At 70.8% G+C, this 23,210-nt stretch carries 14 protein-coding genes; 7 read left to right on the forward strand and 7 right to left on the reverse strand.

What is annotated here, in order from left to right:
* The first annotated feature begins 222 nt into the window (after positions 1-222).
* The 4 genes from K8640_RS06505 to K8640_RS06520 all read left to right on the forward strand — a co-directional run bounded on the left by K8640_RS06505 (position 223) and on the right by K8640_RS06520 (position 6,795).
* Complete coding sequence (locus K8640_RS06505) at positions 223-1,371, forward strand: hypothetical protein (RefSeq protein ID WP_223746267.1); 1,149 nt, start codon at positions 223-225, stop codon at positions 1,369-1,371.
* A 14-nt stretch (positions 1,372-1,385) separates the two neighbouring features.
* Positions 1,386-3,554: a bifunctional alpha,alpha-trehalose-phosphate synthase (UDP-forming)/trehalose-phosphatase gene (locus tag K8640_RS06510; RefSeq protein ID WP_223746268.1), complete on the forward strand. Its 2,169-nt coding sequence runs from the start codon at positions 1,386-1,388 to the stop codon at positions 3,552-3,554.
* 159 nt (positions 3,555-3,713) lie between these two features.
* Positions 3,714-5,489: an acyl-CoA dehydrogenase family protein gene (locus K8640_RS06515; RefSeq protein WP_223746269.1), complete on the forward strand. Its 1,776-nt coding sequence runs from the start codon at positions 3,714-3,716 to the stop codon at positions 5,487-5,489.
* A 103-nt stretch (positions 5,490-5,592) separates the two neighbouring features.
* Positions 5,593-6,795 (forward strand): serine hydrolase, encoded by a 1,203-nt coding sequence (locus K8640_RS06520; RefSeq protein WP_223746270.1) that lies wholly within the window; start codon positions 5,593-5,595, stop codon positions 6,793-6,795.
* A gap of 164 nt (positions 6,796-6,959) precedes the next feature.
* Here K8640_RS06520 and K8640_RS06525 read toward each other — a convergent pair whose 3' ends face one another.
* Both K8640_RS06525 and K8640_RS06530 read right to left on the reverse strand, forming a co-directional pair.
* On the reverse strand, positions 6,960-8,264 hold the full coding sequence (locus K8640_RS06525) for a hypothetical protein (protein WP_223746477.1): 1,305 nt from the start codon (positions 8,262-8,264) through the stop codon (positions 6,960-6,962).
* Positions 8,265-8,435: 171 nt separating this feature from the next.
* A complete protein-coding gene (locus K8640_RS06530) occupies positions 8,436-12,095 on the reverse strand; it encodes a DUF3857 domain-containing protein (protein WP_223746271.1) in 3,660 nt (1,219 codons plus the stop codon).
* Positions 12,096-12,365: 270 nt separating this feature from the next.
* Here K8640_RS06530 and K8640_RS06535 point away from each other — a divergent pair, with 270 nt between their 5' ends.
* Positions 12,366-13,328, forward strand: coding sequence for a DUF6624 domain-containing protein (locus K8640_RS06535; protein ID WP_223746272.1), 963 nt, complete (start codon positions 12,366-12,368; stop codon positions 13,326-13,328).
* A 14-nt stretch (positions 13,329-13,342) separates the two neighbouring features.
* On the opposite strand, the gene K8640_RS06540 is transcribed toward K8640_RS06535, so the two are convergent.
* From K8640_RS06540 to K8640_RS06555, 4 genes are all read right to left on the reverse strand, one after another.
* Entirely contained in the window at positions 13,343-14,086 is a 744-nt protein-coding gene (locus K8640_RS06540; RefSeq protein WP_223746273.1) for an arylamine N-acetyltransferase, read from the reverse strand.
* Between the two features lie 92 nt (positions 14,087-14,178).
* Complete coding sequence (locus K8640_RS06545) at positions 14,179-16,902, reverse strand: M1 family metallopeptidase (protein ID WP_223746274.1); 2,724 nt, start codon at positions 16,900-16,902, stop codon at positions 14,179-14,181.
* A 116-nt stretch (positions 16,903-17,018) separates the two neighbouring features.
* Positions 17,019-18,287: an SBBP repeat-containing protein gene (locus K8640_RS06550; protein WP_223746275.1), complete on the reverse strand. Its 1,269-nt coding sequence runs from the start codon at positions 18,285-18,287 to the stop codon at positions 17,019-17,021.
* A gap of 209 nt (positions 18,288-18,496) precedes the next feature.
* Positions 18,497-19,198 carry a ComF family protein gene (locus tag K8640_RS06555; RefSeq protein ID WP_223746276.1) on the reverse strand — a complete coding sequence of 234 codons (702 nt, stop codon included), beginning with the start codon at positions 19,196-19,198 and terminating at the stop codon, positions 18,497-18,499.
* A gap of 391 nt (positions 19,199-19,589) precedes the next feature.
* Here K8640_RS06555 and K8640_RS06560 point away from each other — a divergent pair, with 391 nt between their 5' ends.
* Entirely contained in the window at positions 19,590-20,870 is a 1,281-nt protein-coding gene (locus K8640_RS06560; protein ID WP_223746277.1) for a Tox-REase-5 domain-containing protein, read from the forward strand.
* Positions 20,871-20,885: 15 nt separating this feature from the next.
* The gene (locus K8640_RS06565; protein WP_370640317.1) at positions 20,886-21,605 is read left to right on the forward strand and encodes an immunity 52 family protein; all 720 of its coding nucleotides are present in this window, start codon (positions 20,886-20,888) and stop codon (positions 21,603-21,605) included.
* A 21-nt stretch (positions 21,606-21,626) separates the two neighbouring features.
* Here K8640_RS06565 and gpmI read toward each other — a convergent pair whose 3' ends face one another.
* On the reverse strand, positions 21,627-23,168 hold the full coding sequence (gene gpmI, locus K8640_RS06570) for a 2,3-bisphosphoglycerate-independent phosphoglycerate mutase (RefSeq protein WP_223746279.1): 1,542 nt from the start codon (positions 23,166-23,168) through the stop codon (positions 21,627-21,629).
* Positions 23,169-23,210 lie beyond the last annotated feature (42 nt).

Below are 23,210 nucleotides of genomic sequence, written 5' to 3' on the forward strand. Positions count from 1 at the left end.
ACCCTGCCTGGGGCCCTCCACTCCATGGCGTTGCCGGCCTGGTCAGATGCCCGCCTCTCTCTCGTGCTCTCCGTCTGCGTCGCCCACGTGGGAGCGGCGCACCACTCGGCTCATCCGAGTTGATGGCGATGTGGCCTGGACACCTCGCCTCCTCGTGCCCCCACGAGGGGGCCGAGCCTCGCCACCCAACCGCTCCACGGTGCTGATAGCCTCTCGGTCCGGATGCCCCGCTTCCTCGCGCCTTCCCAGAGCTGGCTGTTCGGTCCGCGCGTGGACCTCGCCGTGTTCGCTGGCAGTGCCCTCGCGTCCGTGGCCCTCGTGCTCGCCGCGCCGTGGCTCGGCGCCGCGGGGGACACGCCTCCTTGGGCGTGGCTGCTGCTCGTCGTCTGCGTGGACGTGGCCCACGTCTGGTCCACGCTGTTCCGCACCTACCTGGACCCGGGGCAGCTGCGTGAGCGCCCCGGGCTCTACCTGGGGGCTCCCCTGGTCGCCTGGGTCGTGGGCGTGCTGGCGCATCAAATCTCCGCGGGCGCGTTCTGGACCCTGTTCGCCTACGTGGCGCTGTTCCACTTCGTCCGCCAGCAGTACGGCTGGGTGGCGCTCTACACGCGCAAGGCCCGCGCCTCGGACCTGGAGCGTCGCCTCGACGCCGCCGCCATCTACGCCGCCACCGTGGGCCCCGTGGTGTGGTGGCACGCGAACCTGCCGCGCGCGTTCTGGTGGTTCGTCGAGGGCGACTTCCTCCCGGGGCTGCCCCCGTGGCTCGGCACCGTGGCCCTGGTGCTGCACGCGGGCGTGCTCCTCACCTGGGCTGGCCTCCAGCTCGCCCGCGTGGCGCGCGGCGAGGGACTCCAGCTGGGCAAGGTGCTGCTCATCGGCGCCACGTGGGTGACGTGGTTCGGCGGCATCGTCCTCGCGCGCGACGACTTCACCTTCACGGTGATGAACGTCGTGCTGCACGGCGTGCCGTACTTCGCGCTCCTGTTCCGCTACGCGCGAGGCCGCGACGGGGAAGGGGACTTCGGCGTCGCCAGCTCCATCCTCCGCGCGGGCCTGCCGGGCTTCCTCCTGTTCCTCGTGGCGCTGGCGTTCGCGGAGGAGCTCCTGTGGGACCGCTTCATCTGGCACGAGCGCACGGGCCTCTTCGGGGGCTCGGAGTGGACGCTGTCGCCGGACCTGCTGGCGCTGGTGGTGCCGCTGCTCGCGCTGCCGCAGGCCACGCACTACGTGCTGGATGCGTTCATCTGGAAACCCGGCCGCGAGCCCGCGTTGCTCGCGCGACTGGGCTGGGCACCTCGGGCGACACGCGAGGGTCCAACAATCGCCACCTCGCGCGAATCGGCGATGGCCATTCGTGGAGGGAGTGAATAAGGGTTTGAGGTTCTATGCCTCGACTCCTGCTCGTCTCCAATCGTCTCCCTGTCACCGTCAAGGTGGAGAAGGACAGTGTCGCCGTGGTGCTCAGCTCCGGCGGGCTGGCCACGGGCCTTCGACGACCCCATGAACGCTCCGGCGGCCTGTGGATTGGTTGGCCCGGTGACGTGTCCCGTCTGTCGGAAACCCAACGCACCCAGGTGGAGGCCCGCCTCGCCGAGGAGCGCTGCGTGCCCATCCACCTGTCGCCCAGCGAGGTGAGCCGCTACTACGAGGGCTACTCCAACCGGGTGCTCTGGCCGCTGTGCCACTACATGCTGGAGCGCGTCCCCCGGCAGGACCGCGACTGGGAGGTGTACCGCAAGGTCAACGAGCGCTTCGCGGACCTGGTGGCCCGGCACTATCAACCCGGTGACATCATCTGGGTCCACGACTACCAGCTCATGCTGGTGCCGGGGCTGTTGCGCCAGCGCCTGCCCGAGGCGCGCATCGGCTACTTCCACCACATCCCGTTCCCCTCGTCCGAAATCTTCCGCACGCTGCCCCGTCGCGAGGCGCTGCTGAAGGGGCTGCTCGGCGCGGACCTCATCGGCTTCCACACCGTGAGCTACGTGCGGCACTTCTCCGGCTCGCTCTTGCGGCAGCTCGGCCTGGACACGGACGTGGACCGCATCATGTGGGAAGGGCGCCAGGTGCGCGTGGGCGCGTTCCCCATGGGCATCGACACGGAGGCCTTCGAGTCACTGGCGAAGGAGCCGAGCGTGCTGGAGGAGGTCGCGTCCCTGCGGCGCAGCGCCGAGGGCCAGCGCATCCTGCTGGGCATCGACCGGCTCGACTACACGAAGGGCATCCCCCGGCGGTTGCTCGCCGTGCAGCGCCTGCTGGAGCGCGAGCCCACGTGGCGCGGGCGGCTGCGCTTCATCCAGGTGGCGGTGCCCAGCCGGACCCAGGTGAGCGAGTACGCCACGTACCGCGAGCAGGTGAACGAGCTGGTGGGGCGCATCAACGGCCAGTACGGCACGACGCAGAACGTGCCCGTGCACTACCTCTACCGCTCCTTCAACGAGAAGCAGCTCACGGGGCTGTACCGCGCCGCGGACGTCATGCTCGTCACGCCGGTGCGGGACGGGATGAACCTGGTGGCGAAGGAGTTCTGCGCCGCCCGGCCGGACGATGACGGCGTGCTGGTGCTCAGCGAGTTCGCCGGCGCGGCGGACGAGCTGCACCGGGCCGTCTCCGTCAACCCCTACGACGTGGAGAAGGCGGCGGACGCCATCGAGGAGGCGCTGGAGATGGGCGAGCCCGAGCGCCGCGAGCGCATGCGCGCCCTGCGCGCGCAGGTGAAGGCCCATGACGTCCACTGGTGGGTGTCCAGCTTCCTGGGGCGGTTGCAGGGGCTGCCCTCGGTCTCCGTCCGCAAGTTCCAGGGCGCCACCGAGGCGCTGGAGGTGATGAAGTCCGCCGGGCGGCTGGCGCTGATGCTCGACTATGACGGCACGCTGGTGGGCTTCGCGCGCAGGCCGGAGCTGGCCGCGCCGGACGATGCGCTGCGCGAGCTGCTGGCGAAGCTGCTCGCGCGGCCGGACCTCTCGGTGAGCGTGGTGAGCGGCAGGCCCAAGGAGACGCTGGAGGCGTGGTTCGGGACGCTGAACCTGGGGCTCTACGCGGAGCACGGCCTGTGGTCGCGGCCCAGGCCCGGGGACACGTGGAAGATGCTGGAGGGGGTGTCCGCCGAGTGGAAGGCCGCGGCCCGGCCGGTGCTCGACGAGTTCGCCGCGCGCGTGCCGGGCTCGTTCGTGGAGGAGAAGTCCGCGTCGCTCGCGTGGCACTACCGGCAGGTGGACCCGGAGTTCGGCGCGCTGCAGTCGCGCGAGCTGCGGCTGAAGCTGGCGGAGACCTTCGCGCGCAGGCCGGTGGATGTCCTCCCAGGCGACAAGGTGGTGGAGGTGCGGCCGCACGGCGTGCACAAGGGCCGGGTGGTGGAGGGCGTCCTGCGCGGGCTGCCCCCCGGCACGCTTGCGGTGGCCATCGGCGATGACCGCACGGACGAGGACCTGTTCGAGGCCATGCCCGAGGACGGACTCACGATTCATGCGGGCAACAAGCCCACGCGCGCCACCTATCGCGTCAGCGGTCCGGAGGAGGTGCGCAAGCTGCTCGCCGCGCTCGTGGCCTCCTGAGCGCGGATGGGCTGGGGGCTTCGCGCTCGCCCGCAGGTGGAGGCGGGTGCGGGGAATGGATGGCTGGGATTGCGGGTCTGGATGTTTGTCTTTGATTGGGCAGTGTGGTGGGGTCTGCGTTATCAGACACGCCGCTGTCCACTCCAGAGCGAGGTCCGCATGTCCGAGTCCCGTGTTCCGGTGGCCGAGTCGAACGCGCGTGAGCGCGAGTCCCGTTTCGCGCGGCTCTTCGCCGCCGAGGTGTTCCGTCAGCGGGAGCATCAGACGCTGGGCGAGCGGGCGCGGCATGCGTACCGACAGCTCCAGGAGGTGCACCGGGGGCTCGGGTCGGGGAAGGCCATCGCCCAGGACCTGCCCAGCCTGTTCGCGCTGTTCGAGTGGTCGGCGATGCTGGCGCCGGAGCTGTTCCTGGTGCTCAGCGGGCACTTCAACCTCACGCTCAACGCGCTGCTGAGCCTGGGGCGCGGGCGCACGGACCTGGAGGACTACCTGCGCGAGCTCGACAGCGGGGACTCGGTGGGCGTCTTCCTGCTGACGGAGCTGGGGTATGGCAGCACCGTCTTCAGTTTGGAGACGGAGGCCGAGTATGACCATGACCGGCGCGGCTTCTGGCTGACCACGCCGCGCGACGCCGCGTTGAAGTTCATGCCGAACGTGGGGGCGGAGGACGTCCCCAAGCTCGTCGTCATCGCCGCGCGGCTCAAGGTGGCCGGGGAGGACCAGGGCGTCTTCCCCTTCATCCTCCGCCTGAGGGGGAAGGACGGCAGCCTCCATCAGGGCGTGCGTGTGGTGCCCCAGCCGGAGCGGCCGCTGTATGCCATGGACAACGCGATGATTGGGTTCGACCGTGTCTGGCTTTCCTTCCGGGACTGGCTGCCGGGGGACGCGGGCTCCATCAGCGAGCAGGGGGTCTTCCACAGCGACTACGGCCGACGTGAGCGCTTCAGGCGCACCATCGAGATGCTCCAGACAGGGCGGGTGGCCCTGTCGTGCGGGGCGGTGGCGAGCGCCCGGGCCTCGCTCTCCATCGCGCTGAGCTACGCCCGCCAGCGGCGGGTCGCGGTGCCGGACCGGGGCACTGCTGCGATGCTGGAGTGCTGGAACGTCCAGCATGACCTCCTCATCGGGCTGGCACGCATCCAAGCCTGCACGCTGTTCGGCCGGTTCGTGCAGGAACGCTTCAGTGAGGAGGGGGACGAGGAGCGCGAGAGGCTCTCGCTGCTCGCCATGCTGCTCAAACCGTACATTTCCCGGACGGCCTTCGAAATCATCCAGACGTGTCGGGAGCGTTGCGGCGCGCAGGGCATGTTCGGCATCAATCGCATCCCGGAGTACCTGGGGACATGTCAGGCGGTGATGACGGCTGAAGGGGAGAACCAGGTGCTGCAGCTCACCGCCGCCAGGCGCCTGGTGATGGGAGAGCACCTCCGGACCCCCTCGGAGGGGACGGACGCGGCGCGGACGGAGGGCTCCAGCCTGTTCGCCGAGCGGGCCCGACGGCTGCGGACGCGAATCGCTCAGGGCCTGGAGGCGCCTCTGGGGCCCGGGGAAGATCGCTTCGAGCGTTGGAACGCGTGGTCCACGGAGGCCATCGCCCTGGCGGAGGCGCAGGGCGAGGCGCTCGCGCTGGAGTGCTTGCAGGTGGCGCTCCGGGCGGAGGTCCCGTCGTCGGAGGGATTCCGGACGGCGAGCGCGGTGCTCCGGGTCTTCGTGGCCGACGGCCTGCGGCGTCACGCGGGTTGGTTCCAGTCCGAGGGGCTGCTCGGCGCGGAGGAGGCGCGGCGGTTGGACGTGGAGCTGCGCGAGGCCTGCGTGGAACTGCTGCCCCACGTGCCTCGGGTGCTGGAGTCCTTCGCGTTGCCCGAGGCCCTGAGGGAGGCGCCCATCGCCGCCCCGGAGGGTTACGTGGAGGCGTGGGCCCGACGCTTCCGCTGACCTGACGTGGTCCAGTCCACGAAATCCCCACGGAGCGGGTGACACCGCTCCCCCTCACTGGTGTTCTGTCCCCGGGCCGGAGTTTCGAGAGGGGAGAGGGAACATGGATGTCCCGCGCCGGGGTCTGCGGGTCGGTGCCGCGGTATTGGTGGTGAGCTTCTCCGGGACGGGGTGTGCTCCCGGGGACGAAGCGCTCTCCAACGAAGTGGACACCCGTGAACAGGGCCTGGACTGGGGCCAGTCATTGCTGGCCCCGTTGGACCGCGAGACGCTGCGACAGGTCATCATCGAGCTGCCCGACGCGACGGCCGCCCAGGTCCGCGTGCAAGGCTCCGCGGGCCGCTGGCTCGGCTCCGCGGGTGTGGCGGACCTGCACACCGGCGCGCCGATGCCTGGTGACGCGCGCTTCCGCATCGGCGGCCTCACGCAGACCTTCACCGCCACGGTGCTGTTGCAGCTCGCCGGCGAGCGCCGCGTGGACCTGGACCGTCCGGTGCAACACTCGCTGCCCGGCCTGCTGCCACCCAACTATCCGCTCATCACCGTCCGGCAGTTGCTCAACCACACCCACGGCCTGCCCGGTGTCCCGCTGTCCATGCGCCATCCCGAGTGGTTCTTCGAGCACCGCTTCCGTCGCTGGTCTCCGCGCGAGCTGGTGGCGCTGGCGCTCCCACAGGGGCCGCGCTTCACGCCGGGGACCGTGCAGGAGTACGGCCACATCGGCTACCTGGTGGCGGGGCTGCTCATCGAGAAGGTGACGGGTCGGCCGTACGGCCATGCCGTGCGCGAGCGCATCCTCACGCCGCTGGGCCTGCGCGACACGTCCGTGCCGGGCAACGACCCGACGATTCCCGGTCCCCACGCGCGGGGCTACGAGGCCCTCGCCAGCGCGGATGGGACGCAGCGCTGGGTGGACGTCACGGAGGCGAACCAGTCCCTGATGTGGTCCGCGGGGGAGATGATCTCCTCCACCGCGGACCTGGACACGTTCCTCTCCGCGCTCTTCCGGGGCCGGCTGCTGCCCTCCGAGCAGTTGGAGGAGATGTTCACCGTGCCGGACGTGCCCTCGGCCCACGGTGGTCGCGCGGCGCACGGCGCGGGCCTGGCGCGCTACGAGTTGGGCGGCGTGACGGTGTGGGGACGGCGCGGGGCGCGCCAGGGCTATGTCAGCGGGATGGGCGCCACGCGGGATTCGAGCCGGCGCCTCGTCTATGCCTTCAACACGCACCGCATGGGGCACGCGCGGCCGGTGCTCGCCGACCGCATCATCGCCACCACCTTCGCTGCTCGCGTGCCCCGAACCTGAGGCGGAGCGTCGCTCAGCTCACCTCACGGGCGGGGACATGCCAGGTGGGGGGCAAAGTCGCTCCTCGTGTACGCGAGGGGCGTGGGTTGATGCTGGGGACTACAAGTGCGTCGGCGGCCTCCGTGGACCTGATGCTCGCACTTCGAGGACTCGCTCAAGTCGAGTCAGGGCTTGGGCGCCGGTGCGCGAGCGTCGGGGGCCTGGAGCACCAGGTCTCCAGGTCGGGGCCCCGCCTTGGCCTGCCAGCCAGGGGCGAGCTCCAACACCCAGCCCTCGCCTTCCCAGCGGGCATCTCCGGGCTCCGTGCGAGGAGCGGTCACCGTGGCCGTCTTCCAGTCCGAGGACAGGAGCACATCGGAACTCACAGTGAGCGAGCCCCACGCATCGACGATGCGCGCACCGGGATACACCGTGCCGTGCTCGGCCAGCGGGATGAGCTCACCTGGGTTGAACTGGATGCGCATGCGGACCAGGGGCAGGCGCAGCACCGGGCCCTCCACCAGCTTCTTGCGCAGCGCCTCGGCCCGGGCTTCGGCGAGGCGAGCCCGCTCGCGTTCGCTCTCTCTCAACTCGGCGCCTTCGTAGCGTGCCTCTCGCTCGGGCGAGGACTCAGGCATCCCCAGCTTCAATGCCTCCTGAAGCAGTGCTCCCAGGTCCGCCCCGGCGAGCGCCCGGGCACGCCACCCCTGGGCGCGTGGGCCCACCTCGTCCAACAGGAGCCCGTAGGCCGGGCCCGATGCATAGGCGAAGGCGCGCACGAAGGACTTCCGTTTGGCGCCATCCTCGAGGTTCTCCAGCGCCAGGGCTCGCCTGCCACGTGCATCGGCCCCCGCCAGCGCCACGCCCGTGTACTCCGCGAGACCTTCGTTCTCCTCGAGGAGCCCCTCCGCGACGGCGGCTCCCTCGAAGCGCGCTCGACGCTCGCGACGGAACACCAGCGCGTCCTCGACAGCCCGAGCGCGCACCGAAGGGTTCGTCGCGCGCAGCGCTGCCGCGAGGGCCCGCCACTCAAGTTGCAGCAGCGTGCGGCCCTCCATGCCATCGAGGTGGGCATTGTCCTTCTCACGCCCGGGCTGTCCCAGAGTGGTGCGGAGCCGATGAAAAGCCTCATGGGCCAGCAGCGCACGGCGACGCACGGGGACGTCGGGCAACGGCCCCTGGAGCTGGACCCAGGTGGTTCCCGCCCAACTCAGGGCCGTGTTCGCGATGGTGAGCTCCGAGGGGAGCACGCCCACCCAGGGCCCCGTCCCCGCGCCCTTCGGCCAGGTGCTCGCGACGAAGACGCGCGTGCCGGGATGGACGACGAGGAGCGGAGCACACAGCGAGTGGCCCCACAGCCGCTGTCCGTCCGCGGCACACGTCCGCTGGAACTCAGCGAAGGCCGAGGTGAGTGTGCCCACCTCCAGGACCTCGGGCAGGGGCTTCACCTCGGGCTCGGCCGAGGCCGCGCCGGAGCCCGAGAAGACCATCGACGCCACAGCCAGTCCCGCGAGTCTTCCGCGACGTAGGTGCCTCATCGAGCCGCCTCCCATGTTGGAGGCGACAGTACACGGCCAGGTCCCCACGGCAACCCTCGCGGAGCCGCTGCCCGCGCGCCCCGGCCTCAAGGCGGGGCGCGGCGGGACGTCGCTCCACTCACCTCACGGGGTGAGCGACGCGGTGCGGCCGCCGGGGCCCTGGATGATGACCCGACGCCCGAAGGCGCGGTCCACCCGGCCCAGGAACTCCCGGAACGCCGGGTACTCGTCCGACTTGATGCGCGCGACGGAGAGTTTCACCTCGCCCTCGGCGATGAGCTTGCCCTCCTCCACGCGGTAGGTGAGCCGCAGCCGGCCGAACGGGTTCGTCTCGTCCACCGCCTGCGGCAGCTCCGTCACGGACCAGCCCGCCGGCAGCGTGTAGCGCAGGTTGAACAGGTTCACCCACGGGCTCTGCATCACCAGGTCGAAGCGGCGCTCCGCCAGCGGCGCGAAGGCCTGCTGGTAGGTGCGGCCCGTGCCGAAGGGCAAAAAGCGCACCGCGTTGGACAGCACCTCCGCGTAGCGCGGGATGCTCATCCGGAAGCCCATCGCCACGTCCTCGTCCAGCCGCGTGGTGTCGTTGAGCGACACCTCGTTCACCGTCAGGCCCGGGAAGCTCTGCGCCCACGCGCGCTCGAAGGTGGACTTGCGCGTGGCCTCGGGACGGTAGGCGCGGCGGTACTCGGGCGCGCTCTGCCCGCTCACCGTGCTGGAGCCCGTCACCTCGGCGCTGCCGTCCGCGCGCAGCGTCACGTCCATCTTCAGGCCCGTGGCGTTGTCCTCCGCCTTCGCCTCCGGCGTCACCATGAAGGTGCTCTTGCCGTCCGGCTCCACCACCAGCACGTTGGCCACCCGGTCCGAGCTGGGCAGCTCCTTGGCCCCGTGGAACTCCGCGGTGCCATCCAGGTACAGGTCGAACTTGGGCACATACGCAATCGCGTGGTTGAAGGCGGCCAGGCTCGCCGGCTCCGCGTCCAGCGCGCCCAGGTTGCGCATGCGCAGGAGCACCAGCCGGCTGTCCACGCCCGCCACCCGCAGCATGGAGTGGATGAGGCTCGCCTTGTCCTTGCAGTCACCGAAGCGCCGCGCCAGCACGCGGTCGACCCGGTAGGGCTTGAAGCCGTGGATGCCGAACTCCAGCGCCACGTAGCGCGTGTTCGTCACCACGAAGTTGTAGATGGCGCGCACCACCGCCAGCTCGTTCTTGCGGTCCACGCCCTGGAGCACCTGGTCCACCGTCTGCTTCAGCTCCGCGTTGGGCTGCAGCTGGTCCCTCACGAGCCCCCACCAGTAGCGGCCCACCTGGTCCCACGTCTGGTACGTGGAGACGTGCAGGTTCTGGGCGACCTCCGCCCAGCCCGGCATGCCCGGCTCCGGCACCACCTTGGCCACGTGCTTCGCGCCCCAGCGGTACAGCACGCGGCCGCCCTCCAGCGACTCCTGCGCGCTCTCCACGCCGGTGAGCTTGCTCTTGTTCCAGTACAGCGGCCGCTCCTTCGGCGTCTCCACCAGGTACTGGAAGCGCAGCTTCGGGTAGACGCCCTGCACGCTCTCCACGTCACCCCAGTAGTCCGACAGCAGGTTCTCCTGTGCGGTGTCATCCAGGCGGTACGTCACCTCCAGCGTGTCGCCGGCGGCGAGCGACGGGAAGGACAGCACCTTGGCGCGGGCGTCGTAGTACATGCCCGTCCAGGGCTCGTTGATGTTGCGGTCGTTCTCCCCGTAGCTCTCCACCACGGAGCCGTCCGCCTTCGTCACGCGCGCGCGCAGGATGCGCACCTCCTGCCGGTCCGGCGAGTAGGTGATGGGCATCGAGCGGAACGCGTCCACGCCGCGCGCGTTCTGCACCTTCACCACCATCTGCGACAGCCGGCTGGACAGGCCGCTCTTCTGGACATTCACGTAGGTGTTGTCGACCAGGTAGATGGCGTCCTCGTGGACGTAGGCCTCGGCCTCCTTCGCCAGGGGCCTGGCGTCCACCACGTGCTGCATGCCGGCGCCGGTGCCCTCGCCCTTGAGGGCGCGCAGGGCCTCCTTGAGGCCGGGGTTCTGTGGACGCAGCACCAGCGAGCGCTCGAAGGCGGCCAGCGCGGGCTCACGCCGACCGGCGGCGAGCAGCGCGCGGCCCTCGCGCTCGTAGACCTCCGGCTCATCGGGCGACAGCGCGCGGGCCTCGGCGAACAGCGCCACGGCCTGCTCCACGTTGCCGTTGCTGGCCTTGAGCTCGGCGAGCCGCACGCGCGCGCCGTTGTCGAACGGGTTGAGGGCCACCAGCTGCGCGTACTCGCGCTCGGCGGCCTCCACCTGACCGGAGTCCGCCAGCAGCGCGGCCAGCGAGCGGCGCGTGCCGGTGTCGTCGAAGCGCAGCGCCAGCACCACGCGCATGCGGTCCATGGCCTCGCGGTTGCGGCCCAGCTGCCGCGAAATCTGCGCCGCCGAGCGCACCGCGCGCGGCTGCCGGGGCTGATGGCGGAAGGCCTCCTCCACCAGCGCGTGCGCGCGGGGACGCTCGCCCAGCGCCTCGTGGGCGCGCGCGAGGACCAGGCGCGCGGGCGCGTCGTCCGGCGTCTTCTCCAGCACGGGCGCCACCAGCGGGATGACGCGCTCGGGGTGGCCGCGCTCCAGCTCGAAGTCGGCCAGCGCCACGCGGGCCTCGGGCAGCGCGGGGTCCGCCTTCACCGCGGCCTCCAGGAAGCGGCGGCGCTCGTTCAGGTCATCGCGCTGGAGGCTCGCCGCGAGCATCTGCAGGCGCGCGTCCTGGGGGGCGAGCTCCGCGGCGCGCGTGGCCTCCACGGTGGCGGTGTGCTCGCGGTCATCGAAGCCGCGGTAGAAGCCGAGCACCCGCGCGTAGTCGCCGCGCAGGGCCGCGTCGTCGGGGTTCTTCTCCACCAGCGCCTTGAGCGCGGAGGTGAGCGTGGGCAGCACCTGGGGCGCGGGGGCCGCGCCGCGCTCCACGGCGGGGGCCTTGGCGGGCAGCGACGCGCGCACGCCCGGCGACTCCTGGCGCAGGTAGAAGCCCAGCGGGCCCGTCTCCTGGCACACCTTGAGGAGCACGCGGTTGAGGCCCTTGCGCAGCTTCACGGACACGCGCGCCTGGTCCGGGCGCGGCAGGTTGTAGCGGTCCTCCTTGGAGGCGAGCTGGCCGTTGACCCACAGGCGGTAGGCGCCGGAGGTGCCCAGGCCCAGCGTCACGCGCGACTCCTGGTTGGACTCCAGCCACGTGGCCGCGTACGCCACGGCCTCGCGGTTGGGGCGCACCGCGGTGGCCAGGTCCACGTAGCCGTCCGCCGTGTTCGCCGTCAGCTTGCGCCACGACACCTGACGGCCCTTGGCGCCCGGGTAGGTGGCCGTCAAATCCAGCGCCGCGGCCTCCGGGCCGAAGTCCGTGTCACACCCGGACTTGCCCTCGTTGTCGAAGCCGCCGACGACGTAGTAGTCGCCCACGAAGCCCATCCACTGGCGCACCTCGTTGGCGCGCGTCAGCCGGCCGCGGGCCCGCTCGGTGTCCAAGAGGAGCAGCTGCGCGGTGGCGCGCGTGTTCGCGTCGAACTGGCGCCGCGAGGCGATGTACGCGTACGTGCTCACCAGCGGCGTGAGGTCCTCCACCTCGTCCACCAGGGAGTGCAGCCGCAACAGGCCGGCGGCGCCTCGGGGCGAGGAGGCCTGCTTCATCGCCTCGGCCGCGTACACGCGCGCTGTTTCGTCCGCCGCGGGCCGGGCCTGCGCCCAGAGGGGGCAGGTGAGCACGAAGACTGCGGCCAGCCATGTGAAGCGCGACATCCGTTCTCCTCGGTGCGACATGCGTGGGGCACAGCGTCCCATTCCTGGGGACGCCGACGGCGATGAACAGGCGGGCCCTCCGGGGCCTTCCCCTGCATGCGACCCCGGACGGCGCACAGGCAACCGAAAACGTTACCCGGGGTGCGCTCGGGAACGGGGTGGGTGTGGGTGGGCCTCCGGCGGATTTCGCGGTGGACGAGCGCTTGGTGTCCCGAAAAACCCGCCTACACTGCTACCCCGTTTTCACCTCACACCCCCTGGAGCCCCCGAATGCGTCGTCTCGTCATCCTGCTCGCCGCGCTGAACCTGGCCGCCTGTGCCCACGCGTCCGGAGGCGCGGCCACCCCCGCCGAGGCCCAGGCCGCCGCGCCCAAGCCCGTGGCGACGCCCGAGGCGCGCAAGGCCGCCATGGAGGCGACCGGGCTGGCCGCCGTCGGCAACGGCGAGGCGGCGCTGCCGCTGTTCCGGTCCGCCTGGGAGGGTGGGGTGCGCAGCAACAACATGGCCTACAACGCGGCCTGCGCTGCGTCGATGCTGAACCAGGGCGAGGAGGCCCTGATGTGGCTGGGGCGCGCGGCGGACGAGGGCTTCGATGACGCGGCCCACATGAAGAAGGACACGGACCTGGACAACGTCCGGGGCCTGCCGGGCTTCGCGGCCATCGAGAAGCGCGTCGCCGAGGAGGAGGCGAAGCAGCTGAAGGCGGCGGACCCGGCGCTGCGCGACGAGCTGCTGTCGCGCATGGAGGTGGACCAGCAGGTGCGCATGACGCTGATGCGGAACAACTTCCAGGACGAGGCCATGACGAAGAAGCTGGAGGAGGTCGACGCGAGCAACACGGCCTGGCTCAAGGACGTCATCGCCAAGAAGGGCTGGCCGGGCCAGGCGCTGGTGGGCAAGAAGGCCTCCCATGCGGCGTGGCTCCTGGTGCAGCACGCGGACAAGGACGTGGCGTTCCAGGAGCAGGTGCTGCCCCTGCTGGAGGCGGCCGTGGCGCGCGGGGAGGGCTCCAAGCAGAACCTGGCGTACCTGACGGACCGCGTGCTGGTGAACACGGGCAAGCCGCAGCGCTACGGCACGCAGATGGAAGAGGTGAACGGGCAGATGGAGCCCAAGAACCTGGAGGACCCGGCCAACGTGGACGCGCGCCGCGCGGCCGTGGGCCTGGGGACGATGGAGGAGTACAAGGCCTCGTTCGAGGCGATGCGCAAGCAGGCCGAACAGAAGCCCTGAGTCCTGGGGCCCGGCTAGAGGCGGATGCCGAAGTGCTCCGCCAGTACCCGGGCGCGAGCGTCCTCGCCCTCCACGGGGTGCTCCTCGCGGGTGGTGCCCCGGGTGAGGACGAGGGCGCCTTCCTTGAGGGTGACGCGGCCCTCCCGCGTCGCCCGGGTGCACAGGCGCCCCCGCGTGAAGATGGACTGGGGCGACGTCTGGTGGTGGTGGCACATGTCCACGAAGTCCCCGAGCGCGCGCGGGACGAGGGACAGGGAGTACTGCGGCTGCCAGCCGGAGTCTTCGCGCCGCAGGAGCATGAGCCGGTCGCCCTCGGGCGCGAGCCGGAAGTCGCGTCCGACGCGCGTCTGCACACCCCTGTCGTCCAGGCGCAGGGGCTCGAGGAAGCTGTCGCCGAAGCCCACGTCGACGAGCCACGTCCCCTCGCGGTCCTCCACCTGGAGCGTCAGGTGGTCGAACTCCGGGCCGAAGGTGCCGTCCCGGGGCTCGGTGGCGACGCGCGCGGACAGCGGCGTCACGCGCAGGCCGCGCGCGGTGAGCAGGCGGGAGAACAGCCCGTTGAGCTCGTAGCAGAAGCCGCCGCGCCGCCGGACGACGACCTTGTCGAAGAGCGCGTCCGGGTCCAGCTGGATGGGCCGGCCCAGGTGGATGTCCAGGTTCTCGAAGGGCACCGACTCCAGGTGGGCGCGCTGCAGCTCGGCGAGCGATGCGTGCGCGGGGGCGCCGATGCGTTCGAGGTAGCGGGCGGAGTCGAGCATGGCCCCATGTCTAGCGCGCTCGCGGGGCGCGCGCACCGTCTGCCCGCGTGGAGCGGGCTCCCTCTTGAACACGAGGGAGCCCGCACGGGCCCTCAGCGGGTGGGCGCCGCGGTGACCTGGGGCAGCTTGCCGATGAACGCGCGCACGCTGTCCTGGTGGAGACGGTTGGACTCCACGCACAGCCGCACGGACTCGAGCGCCCGGGCGTAGGCGCGCGGCGCACCCTCCAGCTTGTCGACGCGAGGCCCGAGGAAGGCCTCCATCTGCGCGCGGCTGGTGTCGTCACACAGCGAGCCCGTCATCGCGATGAGCCAGCCCAGCTCATCCGAGCGGACGCGCGAGGCCAGCGTGTCGAAGTTCTCGCGGTAGAACTGCCACGCCACCGCCCGCGTCTCCGGCTCGTTGAACGCGCCCGCGAACAAGGGCCGCGCGTCGCGCACGTCGAACTCCGTCATCGCCAGCGTCAGGTTCTGCTTCACCAGCTCCGGGTCGCGGAAGCCCGACAGCGCGGAGATCATCTGGTTGCGCTCGTTGCGGTCCTCCGCCTTGCGCGCGCGGGTGAGGAGCTGCTCGTGGAGCGCGCGGTCGGAGTTGCGCGCCGCCACCGCCAGCGCCACCGGCACCGCCTCCGGGCTCACGCTGTCGCGCTGCGCCAGCCACTTCGTCACCAGGGCCTTGGCCTCGCGCGTGAGCGTGGGCTCGTCACCCATCATCGTCGCGAGCGACAGGAACAACGAGCGCGTCTGCTTCACCTCGTCGCTGTCGCCCTTCGCCGGCTGCCAGCCCAGCGCCCGGGCCCGCGCTCCGTAGAGCTTGCCCACCCAGGCGCGGAAGCGCTGCCGCTCGGCGGGCGTGAGCGAGTCCTCGCCCACCAGGTGCAAGAGGCGCGCGCCGCTCAGCGCGATGCCGCGGTCCGGGTCCTTCGCCGTGTCGTTCACCAGGGACAGCACCTCCCCGAGCCGCACGTCGCCCCGCTGCACCGCGCCCTCGATGTCCGCGAAGAAGGCCAGCCGCTCGGGCACCGTCAGCGACTTGCTGGCCACGCTGTTCACCTGCTGGAACTGCCGCAGCGTGTAGCTGGCGCGGTAGTAGCCCATGCCGCCCGCGTTGAGCAGCACCCACTGGGGGCAGCTCTTCATGGGCAGCTCCATCTCGCCGGTGCGCTCGGAGAGCAGCTGGCAGGCGCGCACGTCGCCCGCGCGGTCCCCGGCGCGCACGCACACGGGAACGGACCAGGTGGCGTCCTTGGACGCGGTGGAGCCCGCGGGCAGGAAGCGCTCCTGGGACAGCTTCAGGCGCGGCGCCTTGCCCGCGTCGCACACCAGCTGCGCGGAGATGTGGGGCGCGCCGGGCTGGTCGATGAAGCTGCGGAAGGAGCGCGCGACGTCGGGGCTCGCGGCCTGGGCGAGCGTGGCGGCGAAGTCATCCGACGTCGCCGTGCCCCACTCGTGCTTGCGGATGTGCGCGCGCAGGATGTCGCGCATCGTGTCCTCGCCCAGCCACGACTCGAACATGCCGATGATGGCGGAGCCCTTGGCGTAGGTGGTGGAGTTGTCGAACGAGCCGATGACCTCGTCATGCGTGTTGGCGGGCTTTCGCACCGGCAGCGCCGCGGCGAGCGCGTCCGCGCTCATGGCGCCCGCCAGCGCGTTGGTGCTCGCGTCCCGGCCGAAGCCCCAGCTCGGGTCGAACCCGTCCATCTGCTTGCGGTCCAGCCACGAGGTGAGCGACTCGTTCAGCCAGATGTCGTCCCACCAGCGGCAGGTGACGATGTTGCCGAACCAGTAGTGCCCCAGCTCGTGGCCCGCGATGTTGACGTACCACTTGCGCCGCTGGAGCGTCTCCTCGCCGGGGCGGATGAGCGTCAGGGGCTGCCCCAGGGCGACCAGGCCCGGGTGCTCCATGGTGCCCCAGTAGCGGGGCACCACCGCGACGTCGAGCTTCTCGTACGGGTACGCCTGGTCGAAGAAGTCCTCGAGCACGGTGACGATGCGCGGGGTGACGCTCGCGGCGTACGCCGTCTCCGCGCCGCGGCCCTTGGGGACGACGAAGCGCAGCGGCACCCTGTTGCGCCCGGTGGTGCCCGCGTCCACCACGTCGAACGGGCCCACCACGAAGGCGACGAGGTAGCTGGGCATGGGCTTGCTGTCGCGGAAGGTGATGCGCTGCAGGCCGTCCGGCAGCGTCTCCTTCGCCTCGATGGCGTGGTTGGCCAGCGCCACGTCCTCGGCCTTCACCGTGAAGCGCAGCTGCCAGGGCACCTTGAAGCCCGGCTCGTCGAAGCACGGGAAGGCGCGGCGCGCGTCCACCGGCTCGAAGAAGGTGTAGAGGTAGTTGTGGCCGCCCTCCTCCTGCGAGTACAGGCCCCGGCTGCGCTCCTTGTCGATTTGACCCGTGAAGGCGATGACGATGCGCGCCTTGCCCGCGGGCAGCGTCTCGGGCAGCAGCAGGCCCAGCCGGCCCTCGCTCGCGGTGACGGGCCTGGCCTCGAGCGCGCGGCCCTGCGTCTCGATGCGCGCGGAGGTGACCTCCAAATCCTGTCCGTGCAGCCAGACCTGGCGCACCGGCTCGCGCACGTCCACGTCGATGGTGACGGTGCCGGAGTGGGTGGACTCGGTGGAGATGAGCTTCAGGTCCAGCAGGTAGTGCAGGGGCTGGACGGTGTCCGGCAGGCGCAGCGCGGGGGGCTGGGCCTCGGGCCACTCGGGCGCCGCCGCCACCGTGGCCTCGGGCTTGGACGGCCCGGCGGACCCGGTGGCGTGGGTACAGTGGAGTGAGAGCAACGCGGGGACGAGGAGGAGGGAGTGCCAGCGCATGCCGCGAGGCTATCGCGCCCTCGACGATTGGCCACCGCGAAGCTTCCGTCCTGGATTCCGCGTGAGACAGGCAACGAACACCTGTCCCACGTCCGGACACGGAATGCGGGCCTGTCTCAGAAGCGGACGAGGAACGCGTCGTAGCTGCCCGCGTTGGTGCCGCCCAGGCTGCCGTAGGTGGAGCCCGTCACGTAGGCATTGCCGCTGATGTCCACCGCCACGCCGCTGCCGACGTCGGGCAGGTGGGTGCCGACGACGCGCGTGCCCAGCTTGGTGCCCGAGCCGTCGTAGCGGGTGAAGAAGGCGTCCTGGCTGCCGGCGTACGGCTGGCCGTCCAGGGCGTTGGCCGTGTAGCCCGTGACGTTCACGGTGCCGTTGGCGGCCACGGCGACGCCGCTCGCGTAGTCGGGCTGCGCGCCGCCGAGCAGGCGGCTCCACTGGCGGTTGCCCACGGCGTCATAGCGGGCGAGCACCACGTCGATGGTGCCGGCGTTGGTGTGGCCGTCGATGGCGCCGAAGGTGTCGCCGACGAGGTAGGCGCCGCCGTCGGGGCTCACCGCCACGCCCTTGGCGTCATCGAGCTCGGAGAGGTCCAGCTGGCGCACCCACTGGGTGGCGCCGAGGATGTCCAGGCGCAGCAGGAACATGTCCGTGCCCGTGGGCGTGGTGGCGCCGTCGAGGCTGCCGCTCGTCTGGCCCACGACGTACACCTTGTGGTCCGGCGTCACGGCGATGCCTCGCGCGATGTCGCTGCTCGTCGAGCCCAGCTGCCGGAGCCAGTACGGGTTTCCGGCGGAGTCGTAGAGGCCCACGAGGGCGTCGTAGTGGCCGGGGTTGCCGCCGTTGGCGAAGCTGCCGCCGGTGTAGCCGGAGAAGTACAGCGTGTCGTCCGCGCCGATGGCCAGGCCCGTGCCGAAGTCATCCATCTGCGTGCCCTGCTGGCGCACCCAGAGCTGCTGGCCCTGCGGGCTGTACTTGGCGATGAAGAAGTCATAGCCGCCGGCGTTCGTGTGGAAGCCCATCGAGCCGTACGTCCGGCCCGTCACGTACACGTTCCCCTCGGAGTCGGTGGCCGCGGCGGCGGGGCGGTCATCCTCGGGCGTGCCGAACTGGTGCACCCACTGCAGCGCGCCCGCGGTGTCGTACTTCGCGACGAAGACGTCGTTGCCGCCGGCCTTGGGCTCGGGGCCGAGCTGGCTGGTGGTGTTGCCCACGACATAGACGGCGGTGCCCGCGACGGCGACGGCGCGGGCCTGCTCGTCGAGGTTGGCGCCGAACTGCCGCGTCCACGAGGGCGCGGGGACCTGGGCCTGGACGGGGGCGGGGAGGCCCAGCGCGCACACGGCACCGGCGAGGGCGAACGAGCTCAACACGGGGAGCTTCATCACGGACTCCGTTTCGAAGAGGGGGGAAGCGAGCCGTGAAACGCGACTCGAAATGTCTCGTGACACGGCACTGATGCAAGAACACGGGACGGAAAGTCGCGGAAGATGGGTAATGAAAGACACGCGGGGTCCGCGCTGAATCCGGGCGTGAGTTGTCGTGGACCCGGTTGCAGTTGACGCGCTGTGACAGTTGCTGCGTCAGGTGGTGTTCACGTCATGGTGAAGGCGCGGGCGAGGGTGAGGACCTCGACGCGGGTGGCGCCGGCGACCAGGAGCGCGGTGGCCGCGGCGCGCGCGGTGGCGCCGGTGGTGAAGACGTCATCGAGGAGGAGCACGTCGCGCCCCGCGAGGTCGTCCGAGGCGACGAAGGCGTCCGCGACGTTGTCGGCGCGCTCGGCCTCGGTGAGGCCCACCTGTCGTTGGGTCTCCCGCGTGCGCGTGAGCAGCCCGACGGGGGCGCGCAGGCCCAGGTGTTTCGCCAGCGCGCCCGCGAGCAGTTGGGCCTGGTCGTACTTGCGCGCGTGGTAGCGGCGGGTGTGGAGCGGCAGCGCGACGACGAGGCGGGGCGCGCGGGTGAGGAAGCGGTGGGCCTCGGCCGCGAGCATCTCGCCGAGGGGCGCGGCCAGCTCCGGGTGGTCTTCGTACTTGAAGCGGTGGACGGCGCGGGCCACGGGGCCTTCGTGCGCGAACGGGGCCCAGGCGCGCAAGAAGGGTGGGGGAGAAGCGCGGCAGCGTGGGCACATGCCGGCGGGGAACGGACCGGGCTCCGCGCAGGTGCGGCAGCACACGGGCGGCAGGCGCTCCACGGCGGTGTCACAGGGCTCGCAGAAGAAGGCGCCGGGGCCTGGGAGGACCTTCGCGCAGGCGATGCACGCGGGCGGGTAGAGCACGTCCAGCAGGGCCCTCAGCATGGGCGCGCGCTCGTGGACGCCCGCTGCGTGGAACCCCTGCACCCGACTCGTGTCGTCCCCATCCCCATCGCCCGTTCCCCCACCGCCCGCTTGGGAACGCTAGGCGGCGGTGGAGGGGAGCGTCGAGTGGATTCGTGGGTCAGACGCCGATGCCAGCATTCGAGTCACTTGTCTTCCGTGAAGGGAGGCTTGGGGGCGCGGAATGCGTGCGGACCTTTGGATTCTTGGCGTCGTCCTCTTCGCCACGGGCTGCGCCGGGGTCGACGCGTCTTCTCACAGGGGCATCTTCCAGCAACGCGCCAGGTGGGCTGGAGACGCTCGCGAAGCGGGTGACTGGGCGCACGGAGGGGAGCGGCGTGATGCGTTCGACGCCTTGCTGAAGAGTGCTGGGGTGGAGGAGCAGGACGCGTTGCCTGTCGCGGGGAGCGCGCTGACACCCAGGCATGCCGCCCGGCTCCTGCGGACGCTGCAGGCGAAGGACGTGACATTGGGGCAGTTCCCCGCGCGTGTCGCGCTGGGCTTCATGCTGCGAGAGGTGCTGACCACGGGCGAGGTGTCGCGGGCCGAGCTGGTGCGCCGGGTGGAGCGCTTCAAGCATCTGGCGGTGCTCCGGCCTGATGGATGCCTGGCGTGGGTGCGCAGTGGACGGACGCAGCAACGGGTGGCGCCCGTCGAGTGGAGGGCTGGGGCCTTCCGCGCGCACGGCTTCGAGCTGGGTCGGTTCTACGACGGTCGCACGGGTGTCTTCCGGCTGCTGAACGCGGAGCTGGAGGAGGAGAACGGCTTCCCACTGGCCGACGTCCACGACGACGCGGACGTCATCAGTCGGACGCTGGATGGGGCGGAAGAAGCGTTCGTGGGACTGGCCCTCTCGGTGGGACGGTTCTTCTCGACGTCGCCAGCGGACAACCTCGCGGCGCTCCGTCAGATGCCGGCCGCTGTGGTAGCGCTGCTGGAGTCATCGCCCGAGTACCTGGAGCGCTTCCGGTACATGACGCGAGGCGAGCAGGTGCAGGCCGTCTCCAGGCTGATGACGAACCTCATCGCCACGTGGGGCACGGTGTCCTCGGCGACGCGCACGTTGCAGGGGACGGCGTTCGCCACGGCGGAGGTGCCGGTGCTCGTGTTGTCCGCTGACGGCGCGGTCGCCATGCGAATCGTGGCGGCGCCCGTGGGGCGTGCGGCCGCGGTGCTGAGCGGAGGCCCTGGCGCGGCCATCATCCTCCAGCGGGCGGGCACGGCCGTGAAGGAGGGGGGCCCATCGAAGGGACCTGGGCAGTGGGGACCCGCGAAGGAGTCCATGTCCCCTCGCGCCCGTCGCTACCAGGAACAAATCACGGGCCACTCGGCGGACGAGGCATACTGGGTCGGAGGTGTCGGCAGGGACAGCGGAGGCGTGAAGTTCGATGGGTTCGAGAGGGGCGTGCTGCTGGAGGCGAAGGGGCCGGGCTATGCGAACAAGTTCCTCGACAACCTCACGCCGAGGGTTTGGTTCGAGAAGTCGGGAGCCAAGGCCCTCGTAGACCAGGCGCAGAGGCAGTTGGCCAAGGCGCCCGAGGGCACGTCGATTCGGTGGCACATCGCGGAAGAGAAGACAGCTGAAGCGATCAAGGAGCTGTTCCGAGTCAACGGAATCGACGAAATCGAAGTCGTCTTCACCCCTTTGCTCTGAGCGAGTCAGCCGCGCATGAACGAGACCTATTATGCAGGGGCCTACTGGGGGCCCAGGGAGGAACTGCCCGAGGCTTGCGCTCGACGGATGGCGGTTCTCCTCACGGAGCTGAGGACGGTAGCTCCCTCGTTCGCGCAGTGGTTCCAGACCGGCAAGTCTCGCCATGACGCATTGCTGCGGCCCATCGAGCCCGATGCCAATGAGCTCGAGGCGCTCGTTCGTCGAGGCAAGGACCGGGTCGTCAAGGAGATTGGTTTTCGCATCGAGGCCTGGAACGGCGTGGGCGATGACCACGGAGCGAGCAGCTTCCGAGTCACATGCGGTAGCTACGCAGCGAGGGTGAAGAACGCATGTGCGTTCACTCTCCCGAGTCAGGGTCCGCATGCAGACCCGGTGTTGACCGCGTCTGTGCTGGCTGGGCTCCTGCGCGCTTCCGCTGTCGCGTGGGCGCCTGACTGGGGAGTCGCCACTTCGCATGCTCTTGGCAGCTTGATGGACGCACGGAGCCTCAAGGGGGCTCCTCGCATCGGGTGGGTGACGTACCTCTCGCATCAGCGAGGCACGGTGCCCCCATTGCCTGCTCCCGTGCGCGTCGAAGCCGTGGAGGAGAAGGGCACCCTCATCATCCTCACCCCCGAGCGCTTCATGGCGAGCAACCCCCAGCACGTGGCGTTGGCCGAGCACGTGCGGGAGCTGCTGGACGGCGCCGGCTTGCTCAAGCCCCTCCAGCCGTAGCGGACCGGAGGGGCCCCGTGCTCAGGGCAGTACGCCCTGCCGGTTCATCTCCTTCGACTGCGGCAGGTTCATCACCTTGCACAGCGTGGGCGCGATGTCCGCGAGGATGCCGGGGCGCAGCTTCTGTCCCCGGAACGCCGGGTGGATGAGGTGGAAGGGCACCGGGTTCAGCGTGTGCGCCGTGTGCGGCTCGCCCGTCACCGGGTCCACCATCTGCTCGCAGTTGCCGTGGTCCGCCGAGATGGCCATCACCCAGCCGTTGCGCTCGCACGCCTTGCCGAGCACGCCCAGGCACTCGTCCACCACCCGCACCGCCTGCATCGCCGCGTCCAGCCGGCCGCTGTGCCCCACCATGTCCGGGTTGGCGAAGTTCGCCAGCGCGAAGTCATACGTCCCCGAGTCCAGCCGCCGCACCAGCTCCGCCGTCACCTCGCGCGCCGCCATCTCCGGCTTCAAGTCGTACGTCTTCACGTCGCGCGGACTCGGCACCAGGTGCCGGTCCTCACCCGGATAGACGACCTCGCGCCCACCGTTGAAGAAGAACGTCACGTGCGCGTACTTCTCCGTCTCCGCCGTGCGGAACTGCCGCAGCCCCTGCCGCGCCAGAATCTCCGGGAAGATGTCCTGCGGCTGGTCCGGCGCGAACGCCACCGGCAGGTCGAAGGTCTCGTCGTACTGGGTCATGCACACGTACCGCCCCAGCCGGAGCCCGCCCCGGTCGAACTCCTTGAACGTCGGATACGCCAGGGCCTGCGTCAGCTCCCTCGCCCGGTCCGCGCGGAAGTTGAAGAACACCACCGTGTCCCCATCCTGGATGCGGCCCACGGGCGTCCCATCCCCGCTCGCCATCACCGTGGGCTTCACGAACTCGTCCGTCACCTTCTCCGCGTACGACGCGCGGATGGCGCTCAGCGCGTCCGGAGCCTTGGGGCCGCGCGCGTGCACCAGCGCCTCGTACGCCAGCTGCACCCGGTCCCACCGCTTGTCGCGGTCCATCGCGTAATAGCGCCCGCTCACCGTGGCGATGCGGCCCGTGTGCGTCTCGTGGAGGAAGCGCTCCAGCGCCTCCACGTAGCCCAGCGCGCTCTGCGGCGGCGTGTCACGTCCGTCCAGGAACGCGTGCACGTACACCTGCGGCACACCCCGCTCCCGCGCCGCCTTCAGGAGCGCGTACAGGTGCTCCATCGACGAGTGCACCCCGCCCGGCGACACCAACCCCAACAGGTGCAGCGCCTTGCCGTCCGCCTTCACGCCGTCCATCGCCGCGCGGAGCACCGGGTTCTGCGCCAGCTCGCCGGACTCGGCCGCGCGGTTGATGCGCACCAGGTCCTGGTAGACGATGCGGCCGGCGCCGATGTTGGTGTGGCCGACCTCCGAGTTGCCCATCTGCCCCTCGGGCAGACCCACGGCCAACCCCGAGGTCTGCAGCTCGGTGAACGGGTAGGGGCTCGTCAGCTTGTCCAGGTTCGGCGTGCCGGCCAGGAGGATGGCGTTCGCCTCTCGCTCGTGGCGGATGCCCCAACCATCCAGGATGCAGAGCAATACCTTGTGCGCGGGAGTCATGCCCGAACCCTAACCACGCACCCGCCGGACGCGGAGGGGAAA

It is taken from the genome of Myxococcus sp. XM-1-1-1 (assembly GCF_020037095.1).
GTDB lineage: Bacteria > Myxococcota > Myxococcia > Myxococcales > Myxococcaceae > Myxococcus > Myxococcus fulvus.